This window comes from Streptomyces sp. TG1A-60 (assembly GCF_037201975.1).
Classification (GTDB): domain Bacteria; phylum Actinomycetota; class Actinomycetes; order Streptomycetales; family Streptomycetaceae; genus Streptomyces.
Map to the genome: position 1 here is coordinate 3,624,480 of NZ_CP147520.1, position 22,873 is coordinate 3,647,352.

General features: G+C 68.3%; 19 protein-coding genes and 6 pseudogenes. 14 read left to right on the top strand and 11 right to left on the bottom strand.

From position 1 onward, the window contains the following. Positions 1-139: 139 nt before the first annotated feature. Complete coding sequence (locus tag WBG99_RS15365; protein ID WP_338896858.1) at positions 140-1,369, bottom strand: ISAs1 family transposase; 1,230 nt, start codon at positions 1,367-1,369, stop codon at positions 140-142. Between the two features lie 129 nt (positions 1,370-1,498). On the opposite strand from WBG99_RS15365, the pseudogene WBG99_RS15370 reads away from it, so the two are divergent. The 4 genes and pseudogenes from WBG99_RS15370 to WBG99_RS15385 all read left to right on the top strand — a co-directional run. Beyond that, positions 1,499-1,774, top strand: a pseudogene (locus WBG99_RS15370) (transposase); the annotation flags it as partial. A 169-nt stretch (positions 1,775-1,943) separates the two neighbouring features. Further along, positions 1,944-3,434 (top strand): ISL3 family transposase, encoded by a 1,491-nt coding sequence (locus WBG99_RS15375; RefSeq protein ID WP_338900359.1) that lies wholly within the window; start codon positions 1,944-1,946, stop codon positions 3,432-3,434. A gap of 38 nt (positions 3,435-3,472) precedes the next feature. After that, a pseudogene (locus WBG99_RS15380) lies at positions 3,473-4,183 on the top strand (IS256 family transposase); the annotation flags it as partial. Positions 4,184-4,302: 119 nt separating this feature from the next. Then, the gene (locus tag WBG99_RS15385) at positions 4,303-4,869 is read left to right on the top strand and encodes a hypothetical protein (RefSeq protein WP_338894347.1); all 567 of its coding nucleotides are present in this window, start codon (positions 4,303-4,305) and stop codon (positions 4,867-4,869) included. Here WBG99_RS15385 and WBG99_RS15390 read toward each other — a convergent pair. Next, complete coding sequence (locus WBG99_RS15390; protein ID WP_338894346.1) at positions 4,787-5,617, bottom strand: IS5 family transposase; 831 nt, start codon at positions 5,615-5,617, stop codon at positions 4,787-4,789. The two genes, WBG99_RS15385 and WBG99_RS15390, sit on opposite strands and share 83 nt — an antisense overlap. Before the next feature lie 318 nt (positions 5,618-5,935). Here WBG99_RS15390 and WBG99_RS15395 point away from each other — a divergent pair. Next, a pseudogene (locus WBG99_RS15395) lies at positions 5,936-6,337 on the top strand (tyrosine-type recombinase/integrase); the annotation flags it as partial. 343 nt (positions 6,338-6,680) lie between these two features. On the opposite strand, the gene WBG99_RS15400 reads toward WBG99_RS15395, so the two are convergent. Next, positions 6,681-7,091, bottom strand: a complete 411-nt coding sequence (locus WBG99_RS15400; protein WP_338896859.1) for a type II toxin-antitoxin system VapC family toxin — start codon at positions 7,089-7,091, stop codon at positions 6,681-6,683. Next, positions 7,088-7,318: an antitoxin gene (locus tag WBG99_RS15405; RefSeq protein WP_200309387.1), complete on the bottom strand. Its 231-nt coding sequence runs from the start codon at positions 7,316-7,318 to the stop codon at positions 7,088-7,090. Before WBG99_RS15405 ends, WBG99_RS15400 begins: the two co-directional genes overlap by 4 nt. Before the next feature lie 541 nt (positions 7,319-7,859). Here WBG99_RS15405 and WBG99_RS15410 point away from each other — a divergent pair. The 7 genes from WBG99_RS15410 (at position 7,860) to WBG99_RS15440 (ending at position 13,122) form a co-directional block, all read left to right on the top strand. Further along, the gene (locus WBG99_RS15410; RefSeq protein WP_338900595.1) at positions 7,860-8,027 is read left to right on the top strand and encodes a hypothetical protein; all 168 of its coding nucleotides are present in this window, start codon (positions 7,860-7,862) and stop codon (positions 8,025-8,027) included. Then, positions 8,027-9,763 (top strand): RNase A-like domain-containing protein, encoded by a 1,737-nt coding sequence (locus WBG99_RS15415; RefSeq protein WP_338896860.1) that lies wholly within the window; start codon positions 8,027-8,029, stop codon positions 9,761-9,763. Before WBG99_RS15410 ends, WBG99_RS15415 begins: the two co-directional genes overlap by 1 nt. Before the next feature lie 27 nt (positions 9,764-9,790). Then, positions 9,791-10,360, top strand: coding sequence for a hypothetical protein (locus WBG99_RS15420; RefSeq protein ID WP_338896861.1), 570 nt, complete (start codon positions 9,791-9,793; stop codon positions 10,358-10,360). 290 nt (positions 10,361-10,650) lie between these two features. Then, entirely contained in the window at positions 10,651-11,175 is a 525-nt protein-coding gene (locus WBG99_RS15425) for a hypothetical protein (protein WP_338895218.1), read from the top strand. Between the two features lie 73 nt (positions 11,176-11,248). Next, positions 11,249-12,082: a transposase family protein gene (locus WBG99_RS15430; RefSeq protein WP_338895175.1), complete on the top strand. Its 834-nt coding sequence runs from the start codon at positions 11,249-11,251 to the stop codon at positions 12,080-12,082. 100 nt (positions 12,083-12,182) lie between these two features. Next, positions 12,183-12,452 carry an RNase A-like domain-containing protein gene (locus tag WBG99_RS15435; RefSeq protein ID WP_338896862.1) on the top strand — a complete coding sequence of 90 codons (270 nt, stop codon included), beginning with the start codon at positions 12,183-12,185 and terminating at the stop codon, positions 12,450-12,452. A 13-nt stretch (positions 12,453-12,465) separates the two neighbouring features. Next, complete coding sequence (locus tag WBG99_RS15440) at positions 12,466-13,122, top strand: contact-dependent growth inhibition system immunity protein (protein ID WP_338896863.1); 657 nt, start codon at positions 12,466-12,468, stop codon at positions 13,120-13,122. A gap of 17 nt (positions 13,123-13,139) precedes the next feature. Here the strand turns inward: WBG99_RS15440 and WBG99_RS15445 are convergent. Beyond that, positions 13,140-13,706: pseudogene (locus tag WBG99_RS15445) on the bottom strand (helix-turn-helix domain-containing protein); the annotation flags it as partial. 1,297 nt (positions 13,707-15,003) lie between these two features. Here WBG99_RS15445 and WBG99_RS15450 point away from each other — a divergent pair. Further along, positions 15,004-15,255 (top strand): annotated as a pseudogene (locus tag WBG99_RS15450) (DEAD/DEAH box helicase); the annotation flags it as partial. 261 nt (positions 15,256-15,516) lie between these two features. Beyond that, positions 15,517-15,747: pseudogene (locus tag WBG99_RS15455) on the top strand (DoxX family protein); the annotation flags it as partial. 6 nt (positions 15,748-15,753) lie between these two features. On the opposite strand, the gene WBG99_RS15460 reads toward WBG99_RS15455, so the two are convergent. The 6 genes from WBG99_RS15460 to WBG99_RS15485 form a co-directional block, all read right to left on the bottom strand. Continuing rightward, entirely contained in the window at positions 15,754-16,950 is a 1,197-nt protein-coding gene (locus WBG99_RS15460) for an MFS transporter (RefSeq protein ID WP_338896864.1), read from the bottom strand. A gap of 1 nt (position 16,951) precedes the next feature. Next, positions 16,952-18,145, bottom strand: a complete 1,194-nt coding sequence (locus WBG99_RS15465; protein WP_338896865.1) for an argininosuccinate synthase — start codon at positions 18,143-18,145, stop codon at positions 16,952-16,954. Continuing rightward, entirely contained in the window at positions 18,142-19,605 is a 1,464-nt protein-coding gene (gene argH / locus WBG99_RS15470; RefSeq protein ID WP_338896866.1) for an argininosuccinate lyase, read from the bottom strand. Before argH ends, WBG99_RS15465 begins: the two co-directional genes overlap by 4 nt. Next, a complete protein-coding gene (locus WBG99_RS15475) occupies positions 19,602-20,201 on the bottom strand; it encodes a GNAT family N-acetyltransferase (RefSeq protein ID WP_338896867.1) in 600 nt (199 codons plus the stop codon). The genes argH and WBG99_RS15475 overlap by 4 nt, the downstream gene beginning before the upstream one ends. A 156-nt stretch (positions 20,202-20,357) precedes the next feature. Further along, complete coding sequence (locus WBG99_RS15480) at positions 20,358-21,461, bottom strand: AMP-dependent synthetase (protein ID WP_210962599.1); 1,104 nt, start codon at positions 21,459-21,461, stop codon at positions 20,358-20,360. Positions 21,462-21,474: 13 nt separating this feature from the next. After that, positions 21,475-22,869 (bottom strand): aldehyde dehydrogenase family protein, encoded by a 1,395-nt coding sequence (locus tag WBG99_RS15485; RefSeq protein ID WP_338896868.1) that lies wholly within the window; start codon positions 22,867-22,869, stop codon positions 21,475-21,477. Positions 22,870-22,873: the final 4 nt, after the last annotated feature.

Below are 22,873 nucleotides of genomic sequence, written 5' to 3' on the forward strand. Positions count from 1 at the left end.
CGCCCACGAGGGCCCGACACCTGTGGATTTGTGGAAAAGCTGGGCAGACCAGCGGGTACCCCATGCCACCCAGCCGGTCCACCGACCTCAACGATCCGAAACTCCCGAAACGATCACTCGGAATCGGGGCAGGGCGGCTTCAAGTTCCCGGTAGGAGCGGGCTGTCGGTGATGACCCAGATCCAGATGGCGTGTTCGGGTGCGTCCCGGATCGCTCGGGTGGTCTTGGCGATGTTGTCCGCTCCCAGCAGCCGCAGCCTGCCGATGGCCAGGTTCCGCAGAGCGGCCATCGCCCGCGGCGCGCTGCCGGTGTGGACGGTGGAGGCGTCCTCGGCGAACACCACATCTCTGACATGGTGGCTGGAATTTTCGATTCCCCAGTGGCCGCGCACGTATCCGCCCAGGTCAGCAGGGCTGGCCTGGTGGGTATCGAGGCTGGTGACGGCGTAGACCGTCTCCCGGGTCTGCCGCTTGCCGCTCTCCTGGCGGCGCCGGTGGATGCGCAGAGCCAGCCGTGCTTCCGGGAAGGCGATCCCGCCCAGGTTCGCCGCGATGGCCATGGTCTTGACCGAGCGGGACTCCCGCCGCCCGTGCCCGGTCCCCGAGACGGTGTGAGCTACGGGCACCTGCTCCCATGGCAGGGCCTTGAGCTGGGCAGACGCGGTCGGCTGGTTTCCCTTGATCACCGCGATGTAGTGGGCTTTCTTCTCCCGCACCAGCCAGCGCACCTGGTCCTTGACGCTGTGCAGGGCGTCGAAGGTGACCACGGTGCCGGTCAGGTCGAGTGGTTCCAGCAGCGGACGGAAGGCGGCCGTCTCGTTGGTCTTGGCACCCACTTCCCGCTGGGCCAGGGTGACGGTGGGGGCGTGAGTGACGGCGGACAGCAGGTGCCGGTGGCGCTGCTGCCGGTGCGCGGAGCCGGACAGTGCCTTGCCGTCCACCGCGATCGCCGGCCGTGGCGCAGAGCCGGTGCCGCGGCCGGCGTTCGCGGTTTGGTCGCGTTCGGCCAGGTAGGCGCCGATCGCGCTGTCCAGGGCATCGCCGTCGAGGGCGGCAAGGAGCCGGGTGAGGGTGGCATGGGACGGGGCACGGCGACGTCCGGGCAAGTGCCTGCGGATTCCGAGTCGTTCCAGCACCGTGGTGGTGGCACGCTGTCCCCACTCGGTGATCTCGGTGACGGTCCGGGCGCCGGAGACGACTGCGCAGGCGCAGATCAGCAGCAAGCCGACCAGGGGATACCACCGCCCGCGACGCGAACGCGGGTCGGGTACGCGCTGGAGGTGGGCACGCAGGCAGCCGGTGCCGTGCTGGTGCAGGGGGCCCAGTTTCGCCAGGGCGGCAGGGATCGGGGAGGATGGAGCGGCAGGCACGGGACCTCGATGTGATCAGCTGGCGTAGACACCCTGATGATCACCGGTCTCGTGCCTGTGCTGTTGCCACGTCAACTCCCACTGGCCGCGCACGATCTACGCGATCCCGGAACTTGCAACCGCCCTGCCCGGGACGTGGCCGGGACGTTCGAGCCGGCCATCGTCAAGAAGCGGCAGCGGCGCCTGTCCGGGGTGGACGAAATGGTGCTGTCGCTGTCCGCGAAGGGCCTGACGCACGGGGAAATCTCCGCACATCTGGCCGAGGTCTACGGCGCGAGCGTGTCCAAGGCGACCATCTCCACGATCACCGACAAGGTGATGGACGGGATGGCGGAATGGTCCAACCGCCCCCTGGACCGCGTCTATCCGGTGTTGTTCGTCGATGCGATCAACGTGAAGATCCGGGTTCTGTCGACGATCTTGTGATCCGGACGGTTGAACGGGTCGTGCCGACTGTTCGCGATCATGCATCGCGTGCTCTCGTGATGTGCTCTTGGAGCTGTTTCCGCACCTGTCCGCGCTGCTGATCGAGGAGGTCGAACGACGGCCGGAAAAGGTGGTGTTGAGGACGCGGGTGCGGGCCACGACTGGGGCCTGCCGGTGCGGCCAGAGGTCGTCTCGGGTGCACGGTCGGTACGTACGGAGGTTGCGCGATGTCGCCGTTGGCGGGCTCGGCGTGGTGATCGAGTTGTGCGTGCGCCGATTCCGCTGCGAGAACCCTGACTGCACAGCGGTGACGTTCGCCGAACAGATCGCGGGGCTGACCACCCCGCACAGTCGCTATGGCCCGCTGCTGCGTGGGGTGTTAACGCGGGTCGGGCTGGCGCTGGCCGGCAGGGCAGGAGTCCGACTCGCGGCCGCGGCCGGTATCACCGTGGGCAAGGACACGCTGCTGCGGCTGGTCAGAGCCCTGCCCGACCCGGAGATCGGCCAGGTGGAGGTACTCGGTGTCGACGACTTCGCCTTCCGTAAAGGCCGCCACTACGGCACTGTGCTCATCGACATGGCCACCCACCGTCCACTGCACCTCTACGACGGACGTGAGGGAGAGGACCTGGCTGCCTGGCTCCGCGGTCACCCTGAGGTGAAGGTCATCTGCCGTGACCGTTCCGGCGGATACGCGGAAGGTGCACGGGCCGGGGCACCGCAGGCCGAGCAGGTCGCTGATCGCTATCACCTGTGGGCCAACCTCGGACAGGCGGTCGAGAAGTCGGTGAACGCCCATCGTTCCCGCCTGACCGAACCAGTTCCCGCAACTGACGGTAACTCCGATGCCCTGGAGGCGGAGCCCGAGAAGGTCCAGCCATCGACGGAGCTGAAGATCGTGACTCGATTGCGTGAGCAGCATGCCGCCGCCCACGAACTGTGGGAGAAGGGCATGTCCAAGGCGGCGATCGGCCGGAAACTCGGGCTGCACCAAGCCACCGTCCGCAAGCTGGTCAACGCCCGCTCCGCGGACGAAGTCGTCGCCAAGAGCCTGCAACGGGCGCATATCGTCGATCCGTACGTCGGCCACCTGCACCGGCGCTGGAACGAAGGTGTCAGAAACGCCGCCCAGCTCTACCGCGAGATCCAACAACTGGGCTATCCAGGTGGCGAGTTGGCCGTCCAGCGTCATCTGCGGCGCTACCGAACCGGGCGCGGACATGCACCCGTCCCCGGCCCCAAGCCGCCATCGGTCCGCGAGGTCACCTCCTGGATCATGACCCACCCCGAGCACCTGCGGGACGAGGACGCCGACAAGCTCCACCGCCTACGCAAACGGGATCCCGAGCTCGACCGGCTCACCCTCCACGTCAGGAAGTTCGCCGCGATGATGACCGGACGCCACGGCGACCGCCTCGAAGACTGGATCACCAACGCTGAGCAAGACACGCTGACCCCGCTCGCGGGCTTCGCCCGCAACCTCCGCCGCGACTTCGACGCCGTCCGCAACGGACTGTCCCTGCCACACAGTTCCGGCACCGTCGAAGGCAACATCAACCGGCTGAAGATGCTGAAACGCCAGATGTTCGGCAGGGCCAGCCTCGATCTCCTACGCAAACGCGTCCTACTCGCACGGTGAGTCTGAACCGTCCGGATCACAAGATCGTCGACAGAACCAAGATCCGGGACGGGCAGGTGGCGAACCGTCCGATCTACGTCGTCATGGCCGTGACCGCCGAGGGCCACCGCGACATCCTGGGGATCTGGGCAGGCGACGGGGGCGAGGGCGCGAAGTACTGGCTGAGCGTGTTCACGGACCTGAAGAACAGGGGCGTCGACGATGTCCTGATGCTGGTCTGCGACGGACTGAAGGGCCTGCCCGAGGCGGTGGAGGCCGTCTGGCCTCGAACGATTGTGCAGACCTGCGTCGTTCACCTGCTGCGGAACTCCTTCCGGCACGCGGCCCGCCAGGACTGGGACAAGATCGCCAAGGCGTTGAAGCCCGTCTACACGGCACCGAACGAGAACGCCGCGACCGAGCGGTTCAGCGAGTTCCAGGAAGCCTGGGGCAAGAAGTACCCGGCGGTCATCCGGCTCTGGGAGAACGCCTGGGCCGAGTTCGTGCCCTTCCTCTCCTTCGACGTCGAGATCCGCAAGGTCATCTGCTCGACGAATGCGATCGAGTCCGTCAACGCCCGCATCCGCAAGGCCGTTCGCGCCCGCGGCCACTTTCCCAACGAGGCCGCGGCCATGAAGTGCGTCTACATGGCGCTGATGAGCCCGGACCCGACCGGCAAGGGCCGCAAGCGATGGACCATGCGCTGGAAGGCGCCCCTGAACGCCTTCCAGATCGCCTTCGAAGGCCGGCTCACCCCGGCCGCCAACTGAGTGCGTTGTGGCAAAGGGAGTCCCTGTTCGATGAGCAGGGGCTTCTTCGTGTGCGGGGCATGATCGCCTTGGGGTAGGGGCAGGCAGCGGACGGCTTGTTGTGGATCGAGGAGGGTGCGATGCCGTCGGTGCTGGGGTTGATGGAACAGCGTGAGGCGCGGGCGAGGCAGGATCTGGAGTCCTGGACGGAGGTCCTGGAGCAGGCTCAGGCGGAGGTGGATGCCGCGCGGGAGCGGGTCGAGCGGGCCCGGGTGGGGCGTGAGGAGCTTGTGTCGGTGCTGGCCGTGGAGAGCCCGGTAAATACGCCGGTTCTGGTGCCGTCCGGTGGTGAGATGGCTGTCGCCGTGGGATCGGGCGGCCCGGGCGCGGGGCATGGCGAGCGGCCGCCGGTGTGGCGGTCGGGCATGGGCGAGGAGGTGCTCGGCGGCTTGTATCGGGAGGTGTTCGCCGCGGTGGTGGCCGCTTCGGGGCCGGTGAACGGGGTGGAGCTGACGCGGGCGGTGGGCCGGGAAGCGGAGATCAAGAACGAGGTGGAGAAGATCCGGCACCGTGCCTATGTGCTGGAGAAGCGGGGCTGGCTGGTGCGGGCGAAGGACGGACGGTTCATGCCCGCGCCCGGAGCAGTCGGCCGGGACGCTTCTCCGGCCAGCGCGGAGCGTCTGCGGCCAGGCGCCGGGAAAGTCTGATCACGGCGGCCCACCACACCATCTGGGCATGGTGGTCGGGGCGGCGTTCGTGGTCGCGGTTGAGGCGGCGTGAGCGGGCCAGCCAGCTCAGCGTCCGCTCCACGACCCACCTGCGGGCCAGTACGACAAATCCGCGTTGTCCGTCGGAGCGGCGCACGACCTCGGTCCGGACTCCGTGACGGGCGAACGCCTTCGCCAGCGCCGGACCCTGGTAGGCGCTGTCGACCCACACCAGTTGCAGCAGCCGGCCCGGCTGCTGCATGAACGTCTCCAGCAGTGCGGGGGCGGCCTTGGAGTCGTGCACATCGGCCGTGGTCACGGTCACTTCCAGGAGCAGGCCCTCGGTGTCGGTCAGGATGTGACGCTTGCGGCCGTCACGTGACTTGCCGCCGTCGTATCCGCGGCTGTCCTCGCCGACGGTCTCGGAGGCGTCCACCGACTGACTGTCGATGATGCCCGCACTGGGCTCGGCGTTGCGGCCGGCGCGCTCCCTCGCCGAACATCGCAGGCGTTCGTACAGTTCACGCGCATAGTCGTAGGCCCGCCAGCGGCGGAAGAAGTCGTAGACCGCCCGCCAGTACGGGAAATCGACCGGCAGAGCCGTCCACTTCACGCCGTTGTCGACCAGGTAGCGCACCGCGTCGAGCATTGTCCGGTGGCAGTACGCCTCCGGACGCCCGCCCCGCTTCAGGAGCCAGGCCGGCACCGGCATCGCGGCGCGGACCTCGGCCCACTCCGCATCCGTCATGTCACTCGGATAGCAGCCTGCCCGCCGTCCCGGAGCGAGCGAACCGAACCGGTGCACGTAGCAGTCACACCCAGGGGTGACCGCGGTGGACGCATGCACAGAGATACTGCTCAACTGATCAGGCAACGGGCTTCCTTGGTCGTGCTGGTGTCGTAACCGCGTCACTACCAAGGGGCCCGTTCTCTCATGCCCGCGACCGCACCCGAACCTCCGTCCAGATCATCACCCGCTGCCGCTCGAACAAGATCCGGTTTGCCACAACGCACTGACCCCTACAAAAACTGGATCAGCCGTCTACTGGACACACCCGCCCTAGCCGCCGCCGGCGACGCGTGGGAGGAACACGGCGCCGTCTTCACCCGGCCCGACGGCCGACCGCTCGACCCCCGCGCCGACTGGGAAGAGTTCAAAGATCTCCTCACTGAAGCGGGGATCGACGACCGCCGCCTGTACGACGGAAGCCGTCACACCGCCGGCACGATCCTGAACGAGCTGGGCGTCGACATCGTGACCATCATGGAGATCCTCCGGCACACCCAGATCAGCCAGACCCGCCGATACGTCAAGGGCCGCTCACATCTCTCCAAGGACGCCATGCGCCGGATGGGAGACACCTTCATGCCAGGCCCGCCACCTGCGCCGGAACCCGCGTCTGAGACCACAACTGAGACCGCCGACAGCCGCGCGGCCCGCGCCCGGCGCCGCCGCCGCGTCCGCTAAAAGCAAAAGCCCCAGGTCACGGCGAGTGAGTCCTGAGGCTTCGGCAGAGCCGCCTTCGGGATTCGAACCCGAGACCTACGCATTACGAGACCGCGAGTGATCATGTCGCCTCGTACCGGCTGATATTGTTTGATGCTGTTCTGCCTGATCAGAGCGGGTGCAACATCCTGACCGGTAATGCCTCGTGCCGCACCGTCCAAAGGCGTCCGGCCACCGGGGGCGTCATTGAGCAACGAAGCGAGGTGTTGGGGCCGAGTTGTAGGTGCCCTCCAACAAGCGATTTACCGGCCTCCACCAACCCGCCCGTGCGTCCTGAGTCAGCGGCCCCACGGCCGCGCCGCTGTCAGTTCGAGCCGAGGACCTCGATGCCGCATTTCGCGGCACCGCTCCGTTCGATCCTGGCATCACTGGTGATCAGCGTTGCGGCGAGAGCCTCGGCCAGGGCGACGTACTGGGCATCGTAGGCGCTCAGGTTTCCGTGGAGAGCCTGAACGCGATCCCAGAGGAAGAGCGTCTCGTGTCGGACGAGTGGGAGCTGCCGGTAGGCATCGACAGCCTGGTCCACTTCACGGGCCGTGAGCTTGCCCCCTCTCCTCATACCGAGGAGTGCGGACTGGATCTCGTAGTCGATGAGCGTGGGCACGGCGACGACATCGGCGGCACCCACCCGGGTGCGGACCGCAAGGCCGAGCGGGTCGCGGTTGGTGAGGAAGTGCACAAGGGCGGAGCAGTCCATGACGACCGTCTCGCTCACCTCCCGGTCCTGGCCTCGTCGATCGCGGCCAGCACGTCCTCCGTGCTGACGCTGGCCGTAGTCTCCCGGTTCAAGCGCGCCACCATCTCCGCCATGGTGGGCTTGGACGCCTCGCGCGCGATGAGATCGAGGAAGTAAGCCTGGAGGGACTTGCCCGCCTGGGCAGCACGAACCTTCAAGGTCTGGATCTGGTCATCCGGGACGTCCCGAATCGTCAGAGCAGTCATGCTTGCAGTATAGCGTCAACGCATGCAAAATGCAGGGCAGGCGCTGCCATTGCGCACCCTGGCTACGGGAGGCCCTGCGGACGATCTGGAGCCGTGGGGCAAGGCGCTGCGCGACGTACGGATCGTGGGCTTGGGGGAATCCACCCACGGCACCCGGGAGCTGTTCCCGCTCAAGCGCCGACTGCTCGAATTCCTCGTCCGTGAGCGGGGCTTTCGCACCTCGCCATGGAGGCGCCGTCCGCGGCGACCCACCCGGTCAATTCCCATGTGCTGCACGGCGATGGGGACGCCCTCGGCGCGGTCGCCCGCCTGGGACTCCGGGCCTGGAAGACGGAGGAGGTGCTGGCGGTGATCGCGTGGATGCGGGCCTACAACGCGGACGCGCACGAGGACCGATGGGTGCGGTTCGCCGACATCGATCCCCAGCGGCCTGCAGCCGCCGTGGACCGCCCCGCCACCTGCGCCGAACCACACCCGAGCGGGTGGTTCCTCTGCACGGCCCAACCGGGCGGCCTGCCGGAGCACAGGACGCCACTCCACGGTGACGTGGGCAGCCCGCGAGGTCTTCGTCGACAAACTCGACGAGTGGGACCGCTCGGCCGAGGACCTCCAGGCGGCCCAGAAGTGGCTCCATGAGTGCGCGACCACGAGTCACATCAACTATGCGGCAGCGCACCAGGCCGTGCTGCGCGGCTGGGGCGCCGGCTGATGGGGACACCACCGCAGGGCCAGAACGGCACCATCGACGTCAAGCCGACCGACCTCCACCGCGTCTCCGGCGGTGTGGCGAGCCAGCAGACCGTGATGGACAGGGGCGCCAAGAGCCTGCTCGACGAGCTGCACAAGTACCCGGACGCCGGCGGTTACGGAACCTCGCCCCAGGCGTTCGCGACGTCGTACGTCAAGGTGGGCAATCGTTTCCTTGAGGTGTGGGCCAGGAGTGTGGTCAGCATCGGGGGTGCGGCCGTCGGCTTCACCGCGACCGCCAATGCCTATGCGAAGGCCGAGGCGGCCAACGACCCCAAGGGGAAGGCGAAGCCGGTCGTCCAGCCGTTGCCGAAGGTCATCGAGAAGCCGCCCGCCTATGGCTCCGTACCCAATCTGAAGTGGGGCGACGACGACGGCGGCGACGACTTCGTCCGCAGGCTCCTCGAATGGGTGCCCGAGCCGGTCCGGGACATACTGAGGCCGGTGGTAAAGCACGCCTACCGGATGGGAAAGGTCGCCGATGTCTACCCGTATCCGCAGCAGCACTACCTGAACTCGCTGTCCAAGGCGTGGATGACGACGACCACCTCGCTCTCCACGGCGGAGAGCGGACTGACCGGGAACGTCAGCAGTATCACGCAGCAGACCAACAGCGAGTGGTACGACGCGATGCGCCAGTTCTGCAGTTCACTCTGGGGTACGACGGCATGGGGAAAGAGCCGCGAGAACTACGAGTGGAAACACGACAGTTCCTCCTCACAGACCGCCACTCACCCCGTGATGACCGTGCTGTTCGATACGGCTCAGAAAGTCAGCGATCTCCTCTACCAATTCGCCGAGGCAGCGGTCTACCTCAATCAGGAGGTGTGGGAGGTCTATATCGAAGCCGTACACGACGCGATCCCCAAGGTCGAGGTCAACCTCAAGGACGGCATCGGCATGGACGACGTCACGGGCCTGGTCAAAGGCGTGGTCAAGGGGGTAGCCAAGGGCGCGAGCCAGTTGGGCCAGGGCATCGTCCTGAACATGGACACCGCCAAGTTGAACTCGATCGTCACCACATACAACCGACGGGTGGACGCGCTCGTACCGCAACTCGACGCACTCATGGCCCCTTTGGACGAAGCGCACCGGAGCGCTCCGACGTTCGAAGCCCAAGAGGCGCGTGCGCAGGGCTTCGGCATGCGGGCCCTGGAGGAGTTCAAGGGCTCGCAGGTCTGGCTGAAGATCGACTCGACCGGCAAGTACGACCTCAACCTTGCCGCCAACGAGTACATGGAGAACGGCCACAGCCTGGACAAGCACGTCGGAAAGACGGACGAGCAGCTCACGCAGCGCCTGCGTGACCAGCAGACGAACGGACCGACCCAGGCATGGCCGTACGGCAAGCCGTACCCGAGCAGTTCTTCGGCCTTTCCCAACTACCAGCGGGCGGAGGACCTGACCGAGTACAACCTCAACAAGAACCAGGCCGCCATCGAGGCGTGGATCAAGAGCCCGCCACCACCGGCGGACGGAGACGTCAAGGGCTTCCATGCGACCGCGCCGAACGGCGAGACCAGCGGCCGCAGCGTGAGCAAGCAGCCGGTGGACCCGAACGACCCGCTCTCCGGGTACAAGCAGGGCGGCATGGACGCCAAGGCGTACGACGTCACCGGCATCGACACGCGGATCCGGTACGACAGCGGCCGAACCCCGCCGTTCACCGTCATGACGTCGATGCCCTCCAAGTCCTAGCGCCCACCGAACGAAGGCCAGCACCACATGTCCGTCGACCAGACCACCTGGAAAGCCGCGGTACGCCACCTGTACAGGGACGCGTTCGCATACATCGCCACCGGCCCGCGCCGCCACGAGGACTGGACGCTCGATGTCCTCGCGCTGATGGCCCGGGCCGTGCCGGATCCCCGGGGTTGGGCCCGCGTCGACGACGCGGAGGAGGCCACCGAGCGCCTGGAGAACCCCCTGTGGCCCTTCGCCGTCCACTCCCCGGAGTACGTCGCGTCCCGCCTCAAGGAGATCGACCGGGACAGTGCCGAGGACCTCCTTCTGGCCCTCTCCGAGGGCGGCTGCACCCTGTCCAACCTCCAGTACTTCGACGAGTCCGAGGACGAGCTGAGGGCGTTGGCTCGCACCGTCCTGGCTCGTTTCGGGAACGAGGCCACAACCACCTGTCACACCAACGTCAGCAGGACCGGCAGCGCGCCCGGCACCCTCGACTTCACTCTGGAGAGCCTGGCGTACAGCCCGATGAGCGTCTTCACGGAGGATTGCGGCCTCGTCGTCGTCTCGGACACCGAGGTCGGCCTGTTCTGGAACTTCAACGACCTGTGACCCGGCTGTAGATCCTTGTCCCCTACGAGCACAACTCCTGAACTGGTCATTTGAGAGGATGCCCCCGTGCTGACCCGTTCCGCCTCCTATCCCGACCGGGAGACCGCCCAATGAGGCTCCGCCAAGCTCGTTTCCGCAGTTCAGTGGGGCTGGTGTGATGGGTCGGTGAGGTCCTCACGCTGGCAGGTGGGGTGATCGTTAGCACGAGATCGTCTGGCGCAGGTGTTCTCGTGGGTTCTGGAGTGAGGTTCGGGGGTCGCCGCGTAGGTTCTGCGCTGGGAGGGATGTTCATGACGGACGTGCTGGCGTGGACGATCGAGCGGCGGCTTGAGCTGGCGAAACGTGCCGAGCTGCTGCGCAAGGAGCTGGGTGAACTCGAAACGGAGGTCGCCCGGTTGGAGGCCGCCGAGGTGGTGTTCGGGCAGTGGGCCGAGGCCACTGATGGTGGACGGCGACCGCCGGGCATCGTGTCGCCGGAGCCGGAGCCGGAGCCGGAGCCGGAGCCGGAGCCGGAGCCGGAGCCGGAGCCGGAGCCGGAGCCGGCCGTTGTGACGGTGGGTCCGGGTGCGGGCGGGATGCGAGTGGTGCCGGACCGCGTCGAGGGGATGGGACTGGAGGTCCTGACCTCAGAATATCGACGGATCATGGAGATCGTGGCCGGGGCGGACGGTCCGGTGATGGCCAAGGACGTCGCCCTCGGGCTGGGCCGGGAGGCGAGTCCGGCGAAGATCGAGCCGGTCCGGGGCCAGCTGCGCAAACTTGCCGACCGGGGCTGGCTCTCACGTACCGCGTCCGGGCGTTACCTTCCCCGCTGACCAGTAACGCCGCTGGCCGGACGGGCCGATTCCTGCCATAACGCGAGTGCCCCCGGCGGGAGTTGGTAAGTGTGTGACCAAAAACCAGCCCGCCGAGGGCCCTCGGGATGTTGTCTACCAGGTCCGCCTCCCGCTGTCGAAGCGGACCATCGATCTCGTCGCCGACCTGATACGCCAACGCCGCAACCGGATGCGCTCTGTCTGGCGCAAGGCCGAACCCGGTAAGCAGGCCGTCATCGTGCTCGCCGTACTCCGTCACGACCAGCGCCTGGCCGACATGGCCGGCGGCAACCAGGTCGGCGAATCCACCGTCCGCCGCTGGGTGAAGGAAGTCGTCAAGCTGCTGGCCGCCCGCGCCCCGCGCCTGGACCGCGCATGCAAGAAGATCGCCCGCAGCGGCGGGGTCGTGGTCCTCCTCGACGGCACCCTGATCCGCACCCACCGCCGCACCGGGAGGGACGACCGGAAGAACTACTCCGGCAAACATAAGGCCCATGGCCTGCTGTTTCTCGCTGTCACCGACGAGAAGGGCAACCTGATCTGGATCTCCGCGGCCAAGCCCGGCCGGTCCAGCGAGATCACCACCGCCCGCCACAACAAGATCACCGGACACCTGAGGGAAGCCGGCCTCGGCGCCCTGGCCGACCTCGGCTTCGTCGGCCTCGACGACAAGCCCGAAGACGACCCGGTGATCATCACCGGCCGCAAGGCCACCCGCAACCACAAGCTGACCGTCGCCGAGAGGGAAGCGAACCGCCTGGTCAGCCGCGAACGCGCCGCCAACGAACATGGCTTCGCGAACCTCAAGTCATGGCGGATCCTGACCAAACTCCGCACGGACACCCGGCAGGCGACCACGCTCCTGCGGGCCCTGCTCGTTCTGGCGAACAGCGAAGTACAGCGCTGACGGAGCGGGCGGATGATCTCGCCCCGACGATCACGCCACCTGCCAGCGTGAGGACCTCACCAACGCATCACACCAGCCCCACTGAACTGCGGAAACGAGCTTGGCGGAGCCTCAATGGGCCACCCAACAGGTGGTGACCGTCAACGAGCAGGTCATCCACCGCTGGCTTGCCCAGGGCACCCGGGCCCGCCTCACCATCGAGGCCGCCTGGCCCTCCCGCGAGGAGCCCGTGGGCCGAGTCCAGCTGGAGGGCGACCTGTTGGCGGGGCAGGGACCCGTCGACGTCCGCGCGGCGCGCGTGGTGCTGCGCCGCGCACCGTCGAGTCCGCACGGCTTCGCCGTCCGCGCGACCTTCCCGTTCTACCTGTAGGGGCCGCACGCACATGTCCATGAAGCCCCTCGAACACGACCGCCGGTACGGCGAGCTGGACCAGGTGATGCGCGCGTACCTGGGACAACCGGCCGACGATACCCCGGAGCGGCGCAGCCGCGCGCTGAACGCATACCTCCGTCACACCTGGCAGACCCGCCCCTGGGCCATCGCGGAGGCGGAGCGCCAGCTGCGCGAGTACAGCCGTAACCCGCCAGGTCGCATCCGGCACAGGCTGGGCGAGTTCTACGCGATCCCCAGCACCGGGATGGCCGAGCCGGAGATCGGCGACTGGCTGATGATGCTGGCTGACCACCTCAAAAGGAGCGTCGAGGAAGGCGACGTCCCGGAACCGTCGTCCCCGCAGACTCACTGGGAGTGGCACGCGCGCTTCCCCGAAGCCGCGCAGCTGCTTGGCGGCTGGTTCTCGCAGGACATCGTCGACGAGTTCCCCGACCACGACGCCGCCGTCGCCGACTACGCAGCCACCACCGAGCCCCAACTGGTCGCACGCCTTGTGGGCGAACTCCACGAGTTGCTCGCCCTCTCCATGGACGAGGGGGACTACGCCTTGGCAGCCGCCGAACTCGGCATGGAGGTCGGCCCGCCCGAGCCGTTCTCCTACGGCGCCTGGTTTCGGTCTGTGGCGGCGACGCTGGCCGACGGCTGATCCGAGCTTCGGACCACCCCGGGCAGGAAACTCGTCTCCAGGTAGCCATTGGCCCTCTCGACCAGCCCTTTCGCTTCTGGATCACGCGGACGGCAGAGGTGGATCTTCGTGGCGAGCAGGCCCGCGAACGCCGCGAACTCCGCCATCAGCCTGCCGCGGCCGACCCCGGCCTCGTTGTCCCAGACGAGCATCTTGGGCACCGCACCCCAGGCGGACAGCAGCCGCCAGTGCCCGTCGATCAGGTCGCCGGTCGTGCGGGAGGCCGGATCGACGGGAACGTAGGAGGGCCGCAGTTCCCGCACCCGCTCCCTGAGGACCGTCATCCCGCGCTCTCATCCGATCCGCTCGGCGATCACCGTGGCCGGCATCGTCGGCGTCTACCGCAGCAGCTCGCGGATCTGCCCCTCGACGGCGTCGACCACCGAACCCTTGGCCGGACGCTCGCACTTCGGCGGCCGGTCGCTGGCCAGCGCCCGCTTGACCGTGTTCTTCGAGATACCCAGATGCCTCGCGATCGCCCGGATCGGCATCTGCTCGGCCCGGTGCAGCTTGCGATTCTCTGCCCAGTCCTCCACACGGATCACCCTCTCCTCCTGACCTCAGATCAAGATCAGGTTCAGGCGAGGATCACCAAATGGGTCACCCTTTCCCAGCCCACCAGGGCCGAAGACCAGGGTGTCCACGACCCGGGGGCAGGTCCCGGGAGCCCCATCGCGGGGCCACGAACGACAACGGGGGACCGTGACGGGTCAAACAACAACGATGTCGCACGGGTGGGGCCGAACCATCCTTGAGGCCCTCTCCACTGTGCAGACCGCACAAAGAAAGGGCCGCCTGGGACAGCACCTGCAGGACGGCGATCGGAGGCTCCCTGCACGCACGCTGCGCAAATGGCCACCGGGTGGCCACCGAGACTGCCCCAAAACGCGATACAGAAGCCTTCAGAACCATGAACTCGCAGCTCACAGCCGCGCACCGGAAATCTGACCCAGGCCGTGAACCGGCGACCTACGCATTGCGATGCACAGACCACGCATGCCCGATTAGCCCGAATCCCAAGGTCACTCAGAACAAGAAACCCCAGGTCAAAGGCTTGACCTGGGGTTCACCATGGAGCCGCCTTCGGGATTCGAACCCGAGACCTACGCATTACGAGACCGTGAGCGTTCGTGCCGGGTGGTGCCGCGCGGTGCTGCATAATGGCGTTTTCCCTGATCAGACCATGTGCGGCAGTCTGCCTCGCGTGGTCTCGTGTTGGCTCGTCCAAAGGCGTCTGTCCACCGGCTGTCCACCGGAGCGCCCCCATGCCGCTATCCGTGATCACCCACTCACACTCGCGGAACGACCGAGGCCGACTTCGTTGCCCTGTTCGGCGCGCTTGTCAGCGTCTCACAACCGCCGCACGCGCTGGCCACCTTCGGACGAGCGGGCCGGCGGGGCGGCATCCGCGAGCTGCCGACAGGTAAGTACCAATCGGTCTGGTGCCGCAGGAGGTCGTCGAGGCGCATCTGCGGGCCGTAGTGACCGGTACCGCCGGCGGCGACCGCTCAGCCCGGTGGGTCGCCGCCCACCTTTTGGAGCTCTTGGACGACCTGCGAGCCGGAAGCCTCAACCAGCTCCTGCCACCCGGCGCCCCGCCTGCCCTCGCCCAGGCCTTTACGCCGTCTGACCCGCCAGTCATGACGCTGTGGCCGCCCCAGCGCGAGCTACTCAAGAATGCCCGCGCTCTGGACCCGTCCACCTCCAGGCTGCTGATTAGCGTGCCCACAAGCGCCGGCAAGACCCTCATGGCGCAGCTGGTGATTCTGCGCGCACCTGGCAGCCGACACCAGACGTGGTCGGGTTCTGTACGTCTCCCCACGGCTCAGCTTGTGCCGCGAGATGCGCCAGGCTCTGCGGGCTCGGTTGCGGATTCCGGGCCGCAAGCTCGGCGAAGACCTACCGGAGTTCCCCGCCACCGGTGTCCCCGACGCAACGGCTGGCGCCGATGTCGAGGTGCTCAACCCTGAACGGCTGATGCACGCATTGCGGCAGGACGCGCACGCCGCCCTGGAGGACGTAGGCCTGATCGTCGTCGACGAGGCGCACCACATGGCTCATCGCGAGCGCGGCTTCGTCCTGGAGGGACTGCTGGCCTTCTGCCAGGCCCTGCCGGACCCGCCGCGGCTAATCCTGCTCTCGGCGGCCGTCGGCAACCACAGGGCGCTGGCGGCGTGGCTCGACCCCGACCAGCCTCCCGAAAGCGTGGTCTTCACCCGCCAATGGCGCGGCCCGCGCCGACTCCACGGCCTCCTCACTCCCCACGAACTGCCCGGCCTGGTCCGCACCCAGCGACCACCGCGCACGAACCAGGTCCGCAAGAGCGAAGCCGCCGTCCCCATGGCTCTGCAGATGTGGCTCCCCTGGCTCGGCGCCCTCAAGGCCGCGGGAGCCGCCGGGCTCCTCCTTGGGCTCCTCGGGGTGCCGGTCATCGGTATGGCCGCCGCGACGGGCCTCGTCCTGTTCTTCATAGGCGCCGTCGCGGCACACATCCGTACGCGCGTCTATCGCAATATCGCCTTCCCCGGCGGCTCTCTGGCGCTGGCCGGAGCGTCTCTCGCCCTGGCCGTCACCGTCGCGCCGTAGGACGACCTACTGTGGGGAACGCAGCGCTCGTCCACCATGCCGAACGAGGGTGAATGCCGCCGCGACGAGCGCCAGGATCCACAGCGACGCCAATGACCACGCCATCCCGTCCGTGCCCCACAGGTCCATGGCGGCGCCCGCGTAGGGCGGGCCGACTACACCGCCCACTCCCCACACGACCGCGAAGGCCGTATTGGCCAGGAGCAGGTTCTGGCCGCCGAGGTCGGCGCCGAGGATGCTCAGCACCAAGGGGTAGCCGGAGAAGGCGATGCCGCCCCAGATGGCCACCAACGGCCACATCCACCCCCCGGAATCCATGATGAGGGGAAGCAGCAGCGAACCCACCGTGCCCGCCGCGAGGGAGAGCAGGAGCGCGGAGCGGCCGCCGATCCGGTCCGCGAGCCAGCCCAGCGGGAACTGCAGGGCCATCTGGCCGACGAGTAGCACGGTTAGCGCCAACTCCCCCTGCCCGGTGGGCAGTCCGGACCGCTCTCCGTAGAGGGGGAGGAACTGCAACGTGACCGCGTCGAAGACGGACACCGCGAGCACGGCGGCCAGCAGGGCCGACATCTGCCGGACCAGCGCCGTGACGGGCGCCTTCCCGGAGCTCTCCATACGCGGCACCGCGGACCGCTCGGTGAACAGCGGCACCAGAGCGATGACGGGGCTGAGCACGGCGAAGGCCAGTGCCGTCCGGACCGAGTTGCCAGTAAGGCTGAGGACGGCGGGGCCGACGCAGAAGCCGAGGGCGAGCACCGAGGTGTACGCGGTCAGCAGTCGGCCGCGGTAGGCCTCACCGGCGTTCTCGCTGATCCAGGTCTCGCTGAGGATGAACATGGCGACGGCGCAGGCGCCCAGGACCGCCCGGAGGACGAACCAGACCGGAAGGCTGTCCGTAAGGCCGAACATCACCATGACCGCGGACGTGCCGGCGGACGCCCCAACCATCAGTCGCCACGCGCCCGTTCTCCGTACCAGCGCGGGGATCACGAATGCGGTGACGATCATGCCGAGCGGCGTCATCGCTCCGTTGAGCCCGATCACGGTGGAAGAGGCGCCGTTGCTCTCCAGCATGCGCGCGAGCAACGGGTAGGTCATCCCCAGGGTCATTCCGAAGACGCCGATGACGGCGATGGGTCCGATGGCGATACGGACCATGCCGGCCGGGGGCGGCTCACGACGTTCAGTAAGGGCGTCCGTCATGTCAGCGGCTCACGTGGTTCCACACCCGGCTGGGCAGGCCGAACAGGTCGATGAAGCCTTCGGCGCTGCTCTGGTCGAAGGTGCAGCCGTCCCCGTAGGTGACCAGTTCGTGCCGGTACATGGCGCGGGCCGAGGAGCGGGCCGCCACGGACATGCCTCCCTTGTACAGCTTGAGCGTGATCTCGCCGGTGACGTTCCGCTGCGTCGGGCGGACGAACCCGTCAAGGGCTTCACGCAGCGGGCCGTGCCACAGGCCGTCGTAGACGGTCTTGCTCCAGACCGCCTCCAACTGCCGCTTCTGGTGGAGCACATCGGCGGGCAGGGTGAGGTTCTCCAGCTCCTGGTGCGCGCGGATGAGGAGCAGCATCCCCGGCACCTCGTACAGTTCACGGGACTTGACGCCCACCACACGGTTCTCAAGCATGTCGACCCGGCCGACGCCGTGGCTCCCGGCAAGGGAGTTGAGGCGGCCGAGCAGGTCGAGCGGGGCGAGTTCCTCGCCGTCCACGCTGACGGGGACGCCGTGGGCGAAGCCGACGGTGACGTGGGCGGGTGTGTCGGGGGCGGCCTCGGGGGCGGTCGTCAGGCTCCACACCTCCTCGGTGGGTTCCCAGGTGAGGTCCTCGATGAGTCCCGCCTCGACGTTGCGGCCGAGAATGTTGAGGTCGATGGCCCAGGGCTTCTCCTGGGTGACGTGCGGGGCTATCCCGTGCTTCTCGGAGTAGGCGATCGTCTCGGCGCGGCTGAAGCCCCACTCGCGGGCGGGCGCCATGATCTCCAGGTCGGAGTTGAGCAGCCCGACGGTCAGGTCGAGGCGGACCTGGTCGTTGCCCTTGCCGGTGCAGCCGTGGGACACGGCGTTGCAGCCGTGCAACCGGGCGGTCTCGACGAGGAGTTCACCGATCAGGGGGCGGCCCAGGGCCGAGCTGAGCGGGTAGTGGCCGTCGTAGAGGGCATTGGCCTGGATGGCGGGGATGCCGAACTCGCGGACGAAGCGGTCCTTGACGTCCACCACCACCGCGTCGTCCGCTCCCGCCTCCAGGGCCTTGCGGCGCAGGGGCTCCAGCTCGTCGCCCTGTCCCAGGTCGGCGGCCATGGCGACGACGTGGTCGGCGCCCATTTCGTGCCTCAGGTAGGGGATGCAGGCCGTGGTGTCGACCCCACCCGAATAGGCCAGCACGACACGCTTGGTCATCGGTTCTCCTTGGTGAGAGCGGAGTTGAGGCGGCGCAGCTCGGCGGCCGCCTCCCGTACGCGGGCGGGCGAGGTGCCGCCGGGTGAGTCGCGGCGGGTGACGGCGTGCTCCACCGTCAGGACGTGCGGGGGGAGTTCGGCGAAGCGCGGGTCGAACTCGCCCAGCTCGACCGGCCGGGCGCCGTCGAGCTCCCGGCCCTGGACGGCGAGCCACTTGACGAGCCCGCCGACGACGCTGTGGGCCTCGCGGAAGGGCACTCCCCGGTCCGCGACCAGCCAGTCCGCGAGGTCGGTGGCCACCGTGTTGCCGAGCGCCGCGTCGGCCTTGGTCTTGTCGGTACGGAAGGTGATGCCGCGGAGCATCGCCGCGGCGGCGCGCACGCTGATCTCCAGGTGGTCAGCGGCGTCGAAGAGGGCTTCCTTGTCCTCCTGCATGTCGCGGCTGTAGGCGAGGGGAAGCCCCTTCATCACCGTCAGCAGGGACATCAGGTCGCCGAAGATCCGGCCGGACTTGGCCCGCATGAGTTCGGGAAGGTCGGGGTTGCGCTTCTGCGGCATGATCGACGAGCCGGCGCAGAGGTCCTCCGGCAGCGTGATGAACCCGAACTGAGGAGTGCTCCAGACGACGAGTTCCTCGCCGAGGCGGGAGATGTGGACCGCGAGGGTGGCGCCCGCCGACAGGTAGTCGAGCATGAAGTCCCGGTCGGACACGGCGTCGATGGAGTTACGGGTGATGCCCGTGAACCCGAGGCTGCGGGCGCTCTCCCGGGGGTCGATCGGGTAGCCGGTGCCGGCCAGGGCGGCCGCGCCGAGGGGGCTCTCGTCGAGGCGGCGCCGGGCGCACCGCAGGCGGTCCCGGTCGCGCAGGAACATCTCCCCGTAGGCGAGGAGGTGGTGCCCGATCGTCACGGGCTGCGCGCACTGGAGGTGGGTGAAGCCCGGCATGACGTCGGCGAGATGGGCCTCCGCCCGCTCCGAGACGACCTCGATGACCTCGGCGAGCAGGGCGTCGAGACGGTCGATGGCGTCCCTGACCCACATGCGGGCGTCGACGGCGACCTGGTCGTTGCGGGAGCGGGCCGTGTGCAGCCGGCCCGCCACCGGGCCGATGAGCTCGCGCAGCCGGGCCTCCACGTTCATGTGGACGTCCTCGAGCGCGGGGTCGAAGACGAACTCGCCCGCGTCGACCTCCCCGCGGATGCGTTCCAGCCCGTCCACGATCTCGGTGGCCTCCTCGGCGGAGAGCACCTTGCACGTGGCGAGCATGCGGGCATGGGCGATCGACCCGTCGATGTCCTGCTGCACGAGCCGGTGGTCGAAGCGGACGGAGGCGTTGATCTCCTCAAGGAGCGAACTGCCGCCGGTGAGCCAGCCCTTCCACATCCGGTCGTCGCCCGGCTGCTTCTTCTCGTTGCCCGGTTGGTTGTCCTCGTTGCCCGGTTGGTTGTCCGTGGTGCTCATCGGGTGCCCTCCCCCATCAGTACGGCCACCTGGAAGTCGAACGAAGCCTGGTAGGTGCGGCGCTTCCTGCGGATCTCGCGCAGCCGGTACAGGCTGGCGAGCCACTGCGCCTTGTACAGGACGCCGAGGAACAGGCCCCGGCTGAGGGAGCCGCGCGTGAGGTCGGCCTCGCTGTCGTGGAGGTCGAAGCCCGAGCCGGCGGCGATGTGTCCCATCCTGGCCGAGGAGAAGAAGAGCAGGAGCTTGCGGCCGGACGTCCGTATCGCGCCGACGGCGTCTTCGAGCAGCAGGCGCCCCAGGCCGTGGCCGCGGTGCTCCTCGAAGACGTACACCACGGCTATCTCGCTCCAGCCGCCCAGGAGATGGTGGACGAGGAGCGCCCCCGCGACCCGGCCCGAGGCCGTGTCGCGGAGCAGGAAGGTGTCCCTCTTTCCCGTCCACTCCCGGAGGCTGTAGCCGGTGATGTGCGGCGAGGTCCTGATGCGCTCCATCACCTCGGCGGCCTCGGCGGCGGTGAGCGGCCTCCTCACCACCTCGAATCGGTCCCGGCTGTCCGATTCCTGCTCGACGACGGATGGCGATACGTGGGTGCCCAAGGGCCCCGTTGGCTTCGTGAGGGAGACTGCAGTACTGCGCCCGATCTTTACCGTGCCGTGTGCGGCAGAACGCGGGGACCTCATAGTGCTGTACTCCAAACAAGAAAGGTACGTGCTTCGCCCTCTGCGGGCCGCGGTGTCATGTCCGGGTGCGGGTCAGTACACGCCCTCCACGCGCCGGCCCTCGGTGAACTCCGGGCTGAAGGGGTCGCCGATCCAAGCCCACGGGAAGAGTTCGGCGGCGGCGCCGTACGGCTGCACCCGGCGGGCCCGGTCGCGTTCGAGGAAGCCCGGCAGCAGCTGGTCGTGGGTGAGCCGCCAGACCCGCACCCGGCCCTCTTCGCCGAAGGCGACCGGGACGTTGTCCTCGCCCACAACGTCGATGCTCACCGAGGGCGAGCTGGGGATGTAGACGAGCTTGTGCTCGTCCTCCGGTTCGAACGGCTTCTGCCAGCTGATGCTGGTCGTCGACGAGCCGTACATGCCGAGGACCGGCACGCCCGGGAAGACGTCTTCGCGCAGCAGCTTGTGCGACTGCACGGGCAGCGTGGTTCCCGCGTGCACGACTCCCCGAACGTCCTTGAGGAGCCTGGCGTCCACGTACTCGGGCAGCATCTCAAGGAGCCTGGCGGTCCCGTAGATGACGCCGATGCGCTGCGACTGCAGGACGGCCGTCACCTGGTCCCAGATGTGCTGGACGTAGCGGTTGTACGCGTCGGTCATGCCCTCCTCGCCGAAGATCTTCACGATCCGCGGGTCGAGGTCGATCGAGAAGCACATGCCGCCCCGGCTCTCCGCCCAGTCGACCACGAGCCGACCGATCGTGTGCGGGCCCATCGGCGAGATGTACAGCCAGTTGCAGTCCCGGGGAATGCCATGGGTGTCCATGGCGTAGTGGGAGAACTCGCTTACGTGCTTCCAGTACGCGCCGCCCCAGGTGGCGTGCTTGGGCAGGCCGGTCGTGCCGCCGGTCTGGGCCGCCCAGAGGAAGTCGGCGTCGCGCACCACATCGGCCGGGATGAAGTCCTCGACGGGGCGACGGCGGCTCGCCTCCTCGTACGCCTCCTGGTCGGACTCGTCCCGGAACGCGAGGAGTTCCTGGGCGGACTCCCATCCGTCCACCCGAGCGTAGGCGTCCGTGCCGAGCCTGCGGTCCCGCTCCAGCCAGAACGGCGACCCCGTCTCGGGGTGCAGATGGCGCCGCACGACCGCGCGCGCATGTTCGTCGGACACCGCGTGCAGCGGCAATGAGTTCACCATGAACGTCTCCAGGTCAGTTGGGGAGTACGGGCTTCTTCTGGAAGAGGAAGTCGGCGAGGTAGCCCTCCTGCGGGTCGATCGGGTCGTAGCCCCGGTCGAACTGCTCGCCGTGGAACACCTTGGAAATGGACGGCTCGGCGACGAGCTGGTCGAGCAGTTCGTCGTCCTTGCCGGTGAGCGACACGATCAGTGACTGCCGGCAGGCGTGCGCCACCTCCTCGCGCGGCACCTCGGTCACCGTGACGAAGGGGAACGGGAGTTCCACCCGGACCAGCGGCGAGTCCGGCTGTACGCGCAGCACGGTGGGCCGCAGGAACCGGGTTCCGTCCAGTTCAACGCGCAGCGGCACGTCCGTGAGGCGGGCCGTGACGTCCTCGGCGCCCGCCGCGATCTCGCGTTCGACGAGCTTGGCGACGTAGGCCCAGTCGTCGGGGTCGGTGAACGCCGGGACGTTCGCGGCCGGGTCCGACAGCGGCAGCACCGGGAACTCCGCGAACTTCGCCGCGAGCCGCTCCGCCGCCTCCTGCGCCGACCACGGGACCGCGATGCTGCTGACGTTGGTGCACAGCCGGCCGCAGCCCTGGAACGCCAGACGCGCGAGCCGCGTCCACGCCTCGTCCCCGGGGTCCTCCGGCAGCACGGCCTTGCTGCGGCCGAAGTGGTACAGCTTCAGCCGGGTCGGGTCGAGGTCTGGCGGGTACTGCTCCCCCGGCCAGATGACCTGGTCGGCCAGGCGATGGAAGGTCTCGGCGCTGTCGTGGCAGACCGACACGGCGCCGTCGGGCAGTCCCGCCTCGTACAGCGCCTCCACGAAGATCGTCGCAACGAACGGGTCGTGCTTCGAGGTGCTGACCAGGGTCGGCCTGCGGCTGGAGAGGACCTGCAGCCACTCGATGGCGATGGTCGGGAAGTTGGCCGGCACCCTGACCATCGCGGTGCGCCCGGCGGGCAGCCACGACCACCCGCGTCCGGTCTCGCCCGTGCGGTAGGGGACGGTGGTGCCGTCCGGCGACTGCACGGCCATGATCTTGTCCAGGTACTGCATCTGGTCGACGACGGCCAGGATTCCGCGGGTGGCCCGGCGCACCGGCAGCGCGCAGGCCGAGGCGAGCGCGGCCAGGATGTCGGTGAGCGCCCCGCTCTCGATCCGCTGCCGGACGATGTCGGCGGCACGGCGGAAGAGCCCGAACCACTCGTCGTCGTCGATGGACTGCAAGGCCGGCACGGCTGCCTTGGCGCGGTTCACCATCCGTTGCTGCACCAGGCGGCTCGCGTGGTCCACGGTGGCGACCAACTCACTCCGGCAGCCGCGCAGTTCGACAGGACGGTCGGACCAGGTGGGCTCGGCGCCCACCCAGGAGGGCACGGCGGGTACCCGCTCCGCGGCGGCGGTTGACGGCTGTGACAAGACG